The sequence below is a fragment of the Pseudoalteromonas sp. S3785 genome (assembly GCF_005887365.1).
Taxonomy (GTDB): domain Bacteria; phylum Pseudomonadota; class Gammaproteobacteria; order Enterobacterales; family Alteromonadaceae; genus Pseudoalteromonas.
In genome coordinates this window covers 21,046-28,483 of the sequence record NZ_PNCT01000060.1, presented here as the reverse complement: position 1 = coordinate 28,483, position 7,438 = coordinate 21,046, and the positions used below count along the sequence as shown (strand labels likewise).

Sequence of the window (7,438 nt, the reverse complement as noted above, 5' to 3'; positions counted from 1 at the left end):
CTGCGTTATCGCCTATTTATGTGGAATAACCACACTTCATAGGCTCTGCCTTGCCTAAAAACCAAACACGCTGCTGCAAATTCAACCATCAAAGTTCAGCACGCCCTAGGCGCGGTTAAAAAGGGAGCGTTTTAACTAATTTAGCGAATAGTTAAAACTTGTATTCCATACCTAAGCCAACGTAGTCTTGGTCAACATTGTTGTCCATATCAAAGCTTGAGTAAAAACCAAATACTTTAATGTTTTTATTAAACTTATGATCAACACCTACAGAAACTGCCGTTTTGTCATCGCTATCATCAAAGTCCATTGCTTGGTACTGCACTTTAAACGTGTTTTTACCCATGCTGTAGGCTGCGTTTAATAAGTAGCCATCCGCTTCTGCGCTACCGTCTACTTTTTCTTGAGTTTGGTACATAGCGCCTAATTTAAAGCTCTCTACTTTACCTTGGATTGACGCACGCACTACATCGTAGCCATTTACTTCGCTATCGGCTGCAACCGAGGCGTAAACCGCACTCTTTTTAAGTGCAGCGTCACCGTAGGTAACCGCCATTGAATAACCGTTATCTGCATCTACGTCATCTTCGGCAATAAATGTAGCAAGTACTTTAAAACCTTCGTAGCTTTTAGATGTATAAGTGATTGAATCACCCAAGCGGTTTTCACCTTTAAAGACGTTTTTAATATCGCCTTCAAGATCATTAAATAAATCTAATTTGCCCTGTGATTGCTTAAGTGCCGTATCGTTACGACCCACAACAACTTGACCATAAGCACCTTTTAAACCTACGTATTGGTTGCGTGCAGAAATATTGTCGTCGTTATCACCTTTAGAGTCAGCATCAGATACATCAACTTGAAACTCAAACTTATAAACCGCTTCTAATCCATCTGTAATCTTTTCAGATCCCTTTAGGCCAAAGCGAGATGCATTACTTTTAATTTCAGTGAAAGACCCTTCACCGTCATCAGATGATTGCACAGTAACATTCGCTTTACCGTAAACATCAACATCTGCAAACGCACTAAAAGATAAACCACTTACTAGAGCAATACATAAGCTCGATTTTACAAAATTCATGTTATTTCCTCGATAATCACAAAACTAATTTTTTAAAACAGCTGCAGTTTGTCATCGTTAAATGACAGATATATTACAAAGGAAACATTTTTGTCTTTTTATTTTAATAAAAGTGTCTAAATTCTGAAAACAAACCGACATGAATATTTTATAAACAAAATTGTACCCACTCAATCTCACTAAAAATAATAGTCGGTATTTAGTGTTCATCAATAGGCTGATGAGCATTTATTTTAGGTAATAAGTTAATCAAGGTTTCTATTAGCTCTTTTTGTTCATTGTCTCTGTGGTAGGCCACAAAAATATCACGCGAGGTATGTTCAACATCTTTTACATGGAACAGCTCACCCTTTTCTAAATGAGATTCAACAAGCACCTCGGGTATAAACGCACTGCCACCACACTGAATAATTAAATCAAGCGCGATACGCCCCGTACTGGTTCTAAAATAAGGAGGCGTTTTACCCGTAAATTGACGCGCATGCCACAGCGAAAAAGTAGTGCCCCAATCAACATATACATATTGGTTATCAAAAAAGTTTTCGTTAGTTGCTGTGTCATAGCCACTGACTGGAATAATTGGTAGCTCGCAAATTCGCTCAACCACAAGCTCATCCACTTTAGGTGGGTCAAATAAAATGGCTAAATCAAGCGTCCGCTCTAATAATAAGCGTGTGCTTTCTTGCTGGGCTTTAACCTCTGCAACTAACGACACCCCAGGCATAGCCGACACTATATTAGTAATGCCAAATTGTAAAAAGGCATCCCATATATTGGGTGTCCCTGCTAGGCTTATTTGCTTGTGCATGTTATCGGCCAATGCCACATCCACTTTGGCACGCTGCATGCCGGTGATGATCATTTTAGCATGCGGAAGCAATCTCTCTCCTGGCGCCGTTAATTGAATATTGTTCCGCTGGCGAATAAACAAGTTTACACCCAGCCCCTGCTCTAATTGACGAATGCGGAAGCTGACTGCCGATTGAGTGATGTATAGGTTTTCAGCCGCTTTACCAAAATGACGCGTGCGCACAACCTCTACAAATGTTTTTAATAAATCTATATCCAATTTTTTATCCTCACGATAAAAATAACTTGTTTAATAAATTGTCAAACTTGCATCATACTCCAGCAATAAACAGGGTATGAGGATACAGTTATGAGCAACGATATTTCACTACTTCGCCAAGCGTTTGTTAGCCAGCGTCAATTTTATGATGATCAAAACTTTCCTCGCGGGTTTAGCCGCAGCGGAAACTTTACCTTATTAGAAGCCAGTATATTAGAGCAACATGGCGTAGTACTAAAAGGGCTTTATAATAAAACGTTAGCGCCACAAAATACCTTACAAGCGCAATTTGTTGATGTAGTTTGTGGCAATAAAGAACCTACAAACCCAATCGAAAAAGCCTGGGTTAAATATTTAAAACTAACAACTTGTAAAACCAAGTTTCATACACTTTTTGGTCGCTCAAAAATGTCAGGGCCAATGCCAATAAGCCAAGACGATTATGGCGAGTCAGATAGCGTATAACCCTCTAAGTTATTTGCTTTTTTGCGTTTTAGCAGTTACAACTTGTATAAGCAAACACTTTTGCAAAATATCAAACAAGGTTGTTACGTGACGCGAAAAATACTTATAATTGAAGATACGCCTACTATAGCGCGTGTGCAAAAGCATATCGCGCTCAAAGTGGGTTATGAAGTTGATATAGCTGAGTCTTTGGCGGCAACAAAAGAGCTAATAAAAAACAATAGCTACTTTTGTGCTGTTGTAGATTTTATCCTTCCTGATGCGCCTGCGGGTGAGGCGATTCCGTATACTATTAATGCTGATATTCCTACCATCGTAATGACAGGCAACATAGATAAGCAAACTCGCGACACAGTAGAAAAGTACCCAATCATTGATTACATAATCAAAGAAAACAAACAAGCTTACCAATACCTAGAAAAACAACTGAGCCGTTTACCCCGTAACGAAAACGTAAAAGTGCTGGTTGTCGACGACTCAACGTCTACCCGTAGATACATTTGCAGCTTACTAAAGCGCCATAAGTATCAAATACTCGAAGCAAAGGACGGAAAAGACGCGCTAGAGGTGCTCGAAAGCCAAAAAGACGTGTCTGTTATTATTACCGATAACGAAATGCCAAACATGAATGGTGATGAGTTATGCGCTGAAATTCGCCGACTTTACAGTAATGATGAAAAAGCCATTATCGGCATTTCAGGGGCTGACTCATCAGCATTATCGAGCCTATTTTTAAAAAATGGTGCTAATGACTACCTCCATAAACCCTTTAACAGCGAAGAGTTTTACTGCCGCCTAAGTCAAAACGTCGACATGCTTGAGCAAATAGCCACAATTAAACGCCAGGCAAATACAGACTACTTAACAAAGCTACCTAATCGCCGCTACTTTTTTGAAGAGTCGAGTAAGTCACTCAAGTATTTAAAAAAATCGAATCAAGATGGCGCACTCGCTATGCTTGATATAGACCATTTTAAATCGATTAACGATACATACGGCCACGATGCCGGAGATGAAGTGCTCAAAGGGTTGGCAGTGTGTTTTAAAAAGTACTTTGAAAAGCAGTTAGTTGCTCGTTTAGGTGGGGAAGAATTTGCCGTTTACTTTACTGATGCAACCACAGCACAAGCGCTAAAACGGTTAGAAGGGTTTAGGCAGTTTATAGAGCTAAATAGCCAAGAGTTTAGCCAAGAAAAAATTAAATTTACAATTTCTATTGGTTTTGCAAGCGGCCCTATTTACCAGATAGATGAACTGCTAAAACAGGCCGATTTAAAGCTATATGATGCAAAAGAAACCGGCCGTAATAAAGTTATAAGCTAAACCTTAACGCTGCTTTATAGCTACTTACTTAAACTATTATTGCGCATTGGTATTAGACTTCAGCGGCGGTTACCGCCGCTTTTTTACGCTTACGTGATTGATGATAAGAATCCCACGTAAATATAGCTAAAGCACTCCAAATACACGCAAACGTGATCACTCGCTCGGCATCAAACACTTCATCGTAAAACACCACAGCAAGCATAAACATTAAACTGGGCCCTATATACTGAAAAAAGCCCAAAGTTGTGTACTGCAAACGCTTAGCTGCGCCGGTAAAACACAACAGCGGCAAGGTCGTAATAATACCAGCACTAATTAACAGCGCATTGGTCTGCCAATCGTTAACGGCTAAATCAGAGGTAGGCGTTGGGGCCATCACCCACCAGTAGATTAATGCAACAGGCAATAAAATTAGCGCTTCAAGTAAAATGCCCGGCAGCGCTTCAACCGGTAACTTTTTACGAAGTAAGCCATAAATAGCAAAAGACGTGGCAAGCGAAAACGCCACCGCCGGAAACGAACCAAAACTGACCAACTGCAGTACTACACCAGCAAAGGCTAAAAACACTGCAAACCCTTGCCACTTACGCAGTCGCTCGCCTAAAAATAGCATGCCCAACAGCACATTCAGTAATGGGTTTATGTAATAGCCCAAACTGGCATCGAGCATATGGTTATTATTGACTGCCCAAATAAACAACCCCCAATTAAAGCCTAATATAGAGGATGTAAGCACTAACATTAAAATAATCTTGGGCTGGACAACGATACGTTTAACCCTATCCCAGTATTTGAGCACACTGACCACAAGTATCAAAAAAACCACAGACCAGAGAACACGGTGGGTTAAAATTTCAAAGGCAGAAACATGTTGTATTTGTTTGAAATAAATAGGCGCTAAGCCCCACATTAAAAAAGCTAAACAGGCAAAAATCCCGCCTTTACGCTGCTCGTTTGCAATCGACATACATACTACTTATCCGTACTAAAAGGCCGACAGTTTATACCAATTCGCGCTATTAAGTGATTTATTTTGAGGCGAGTAAACTTAAACCCAAGACAGTTTATTTTAACATCATTATCCGACTAAATACGTACCTGTACCAAAAGCGATTTGTATTGCCTTTTCGTTGTGCAGCTCCATTCTGCATACACATACTTTATTTCCAGAGCGGATCAAAGTGGCACTGGCTGTAAATACCTCCCCTTTACCAGGGCGTAAATAATCTGTACGTAAATCTATAGTGCCTAAGGTAGCCAGCTTTTGCTGTACGCTTGGAATATCTAAGTCGGTTAATTTATCGATAACACTGGCTGCTGCAAGCATGCCGCCCACATTATCAAGCACCGCCGATATAATACCGCCGTGAAGAATTTTTTGCGCAGGATTACCTATAAATACATCTTGCCACGGGAACGTAATTTTAGCTTGCTCAGGGCTGAGCGACTCTACCGAGATATTTAAAAACTGGTTAAATGGCATGCCATTTACAAACAGTGCGCCAACTTGTTCAATTAACATTTCTTTATTCATTGTTATTCTCTATGTTTAAATTAAGACTGGTACGATGAGTTAAGCATACCTGAAGCAAAACCACGAGGCACTAATTAAATCATTTACCGCTAAGCTAAAGACATCCTATAAAAAAAACACTAAAATAGCCGCGATGAATACTCTAACCCCTACTCCTAGCACATTGGTCCGCAAGCCCGACACCGTTCTTAAACAAGTGTTTGGCTACAGCGAGTTTCGTGATGGCCAAAAAGCGGTTATCGATGCGGCTATTAATGGCCAAGACTCTTTGGTACTGCTTCCTACAGGCGGTGGTAAATCAGTGTGTTACCAAGTACCAGCGTTAGTGCTCGAAGGGGTTACTGTGGTCATTTCGCCGCTTATTTCACTCATGCAAGACCAAGTAACGCAACTGCAAGCGTTAGGTGTTAAAGCCGCTTACATTAATAATAGCCTTGCTCGCGAAGAGCAACAATTAGTGTACCAACAATTGCACCAAGGGCTAATAAAATTACTGTATGTTGCCCCTGAAAAAGTGCTTCAGCATGAATTTACCGAACGGCTCAGCCACTTAAATATAAGCCTATTTGCCATAGACGAAGCACATTGTGTATCGCATTGGGGGCATGACTTTAGACCGCACTACTTTAGATTAAACGAGCTTAAACAGCGTTTTCCCTATGTCCCTATGATGGCCCTGACCGCCACAGCCGATAAAGCTACCCGCTTTGATATTGTTGAGCAATTAAAATTACAACAGCCCTACATACATACCGGCAGCTTCGACAGGCCTAATATTCGTTACACCATCGAAGAAAAATTTAAACCGATGGCGCAACTACTGCGCTATTTAAAAGAGCAAAAAAATCAAAGTGGTATTATTTACTGCACTAGCCGTAAACGCGTTGATGACATTGCCGAAAAGCTCGCTGATGCAGGGCTAAATGCCGCCGCGTATCATGCTGGTATGAGTAACGAGCAACGCCAATTTGTGCAAACCGGATTTGCCCGCGATGACATTCAAATTGTGGTTGCAACCGTTGCTTTTGGTATGGGCATAAATAAACCAAATGTGCGTTTTGTACTGCATTACGATATTCCAAAAAGTATTGAAGCCTACTATCAAGAAACCGGCCGCGCTGGGCGTGATGGCTTAGCCGCAGAAGCCATTATGTATTTTGATCCCGCCGATATTGGCCGCGTTAGGCGCTTTTTTGAAGACATAGACGATGAACAACGCCGCCGCGTAGAAGAGCAGCGTTTTAATGCCATGGCCAGTTTTGCCGAGGCGCAAACATGTCGTCGCCAAATACTTTTAAACTACTTTAGCGAGTATAAACGCGAGCAATGTGGTAACTGCGACATTTGCATAAACCCACCAAAAAGCTTTGATGGCACGTTAGTAGCGCAACAAGCGCTTTCGTGTGTGTACCGAGCTGGGCAGCGTTTTGGCTTAGGCTATATTGTAGAACTATTACGCGGGGCTAATACCAGTCGCATTCGCGATAATAACCACCACGAACTCAGCACCTATGGGATAGGCAAAGACAAAAGCAGTGAGTTTTGGCTCAGTATATTACGCCAACTTATACACCAAGGCCTGTTAAGCCAAGATATTACCCAAGGTGCTTCACTGCGCTTAACCGAAGCTGCACGCGCAGTACTTAAAAGCGAATATGCACTAAAGCTTGCCGAGCCGCGCTTACAAGCTAAACACGTATACCAAGATAAACTGGCGCAGTTTAATTACGACAAAAAACTATTTGCCCGCTTACGCGCGCTACGCAAAGAACTTGCTGATGCAGACGATGTACCGCCGTACGTTGTATTTAACGATAAAACCTTAGCCGAAATGGCGCAATTAATGCCCACCAACGACAGCGAGTTTTTAAAGGTGTCGGGCGTTGGCTTTACCAAACTCAATAAATATGGCGGCGAATTTTTAACGGCCATTCGTAACTACCTTGCTAATAATTAAGTA

At 41.3% G+C, this 7,438-nt stretch carries 7 protein-coding genes; 3 read left to right on the top strand and 4 right to left on the bottom strand.

Annotation, left to right across the window (positions count from 1 at the left end; genetic code table 11):
* Window positions 1–151: 151 nt before the first annotated feature.
* Together CWC17_RS15415 and CWC17_RS15410 are read right to left on the bottom strand one after the other, a co-directional pair.
* Window positions 152–1,084, bottom strand: a complete 933-nt coding sequence (locus CWC17_RS15415; protein WP_055016332.1) for a porin — start codon at window positions 1,082–1,084, stop codon at window positions 152–154.
* Window positions 1,085–1,283: 199 nt separating this feature from the next.
* Entirely contained in the window at window positions 1,284–2,153 is an 870-nt protein-coding gene (locus tag CWC17_RS15410; protein ID WP_055016331.1) for a LysR family transcriptional regulator, read from the bottom strand.
* A gap of 90 nt (window positions 2,154–2,243) precedes the next feature.
* Here CWC17_RS15410 and CWC17_RS15405 point away from each other — a divergent pair, with 90 nt between their 5' ends.
* Window positions 2,244–2,618, top strand: a complete 375-nt coding sequence (locus tag CWC17_RS15405; protein ID WP_138542248.1) for a MaoP family protein — start codon at window positions 2,244–2,246, stop codon at window positions 2,616–2,618.
* 87 nt (window positions 2,619–2,705) lie between these two features.
* Complete coding sequence (locus tag CWC17_RS15400) at window positions 2,706–3,941, top strand: response regulator (protein WP_055016351.1); 1,236 nt, start codon at window positions 2,706–2,708, stop codon at window positions 3,939–3,941.
* 52 nt (window positions 3,942–3,993) lie between these two features.
* Here the strand turns inward: CWC17_RS15400 and rarD are convergent, their stop codons facing one another.
* Window positions 3,994–4,911 (bottom strand): EamA family transporter RarD, encoded by a 918-nt coding sequence (gene rarD, locus CWC17_RS15395; protein ID WP_138613868.1) that lies wholly within the window; start codon window positions 4,909–4,911, stop codon window positions 3,994–3,996.
* 111 nt (window positions 4,912–5,022) lie between these two features.
* Window positions 5,023–5,478, bottom strand: coding sequence for a thioesterase family protein (locus CWC17_RS15390; protein WP_171042098.1), 456 nt, complete (start codon window positions 5,476–5,478; stop codon window positions 5,023–5,025).
* A gap of 133 nt (window positions 5,479–5,611) precedes the next feature.
* Here CWC17_RS15390 and recQ point away from each other — a divergent pair, with 133 nt between their 5' ends.
* Complete coding sequence (recQ, locus tag CWC17_RS15385) at window positions 5,612–7,435, top strand: DNA helicase RecQ (RefSeq protein ID WP_138613866.1); 1,824 nt, start codon at window positions 5,612–5,614, stop codon at window positions 7,433–7,435.
* The last annotated feature ends 3 nt before the right edge of the window (window positions 7,436–7,438 follow it).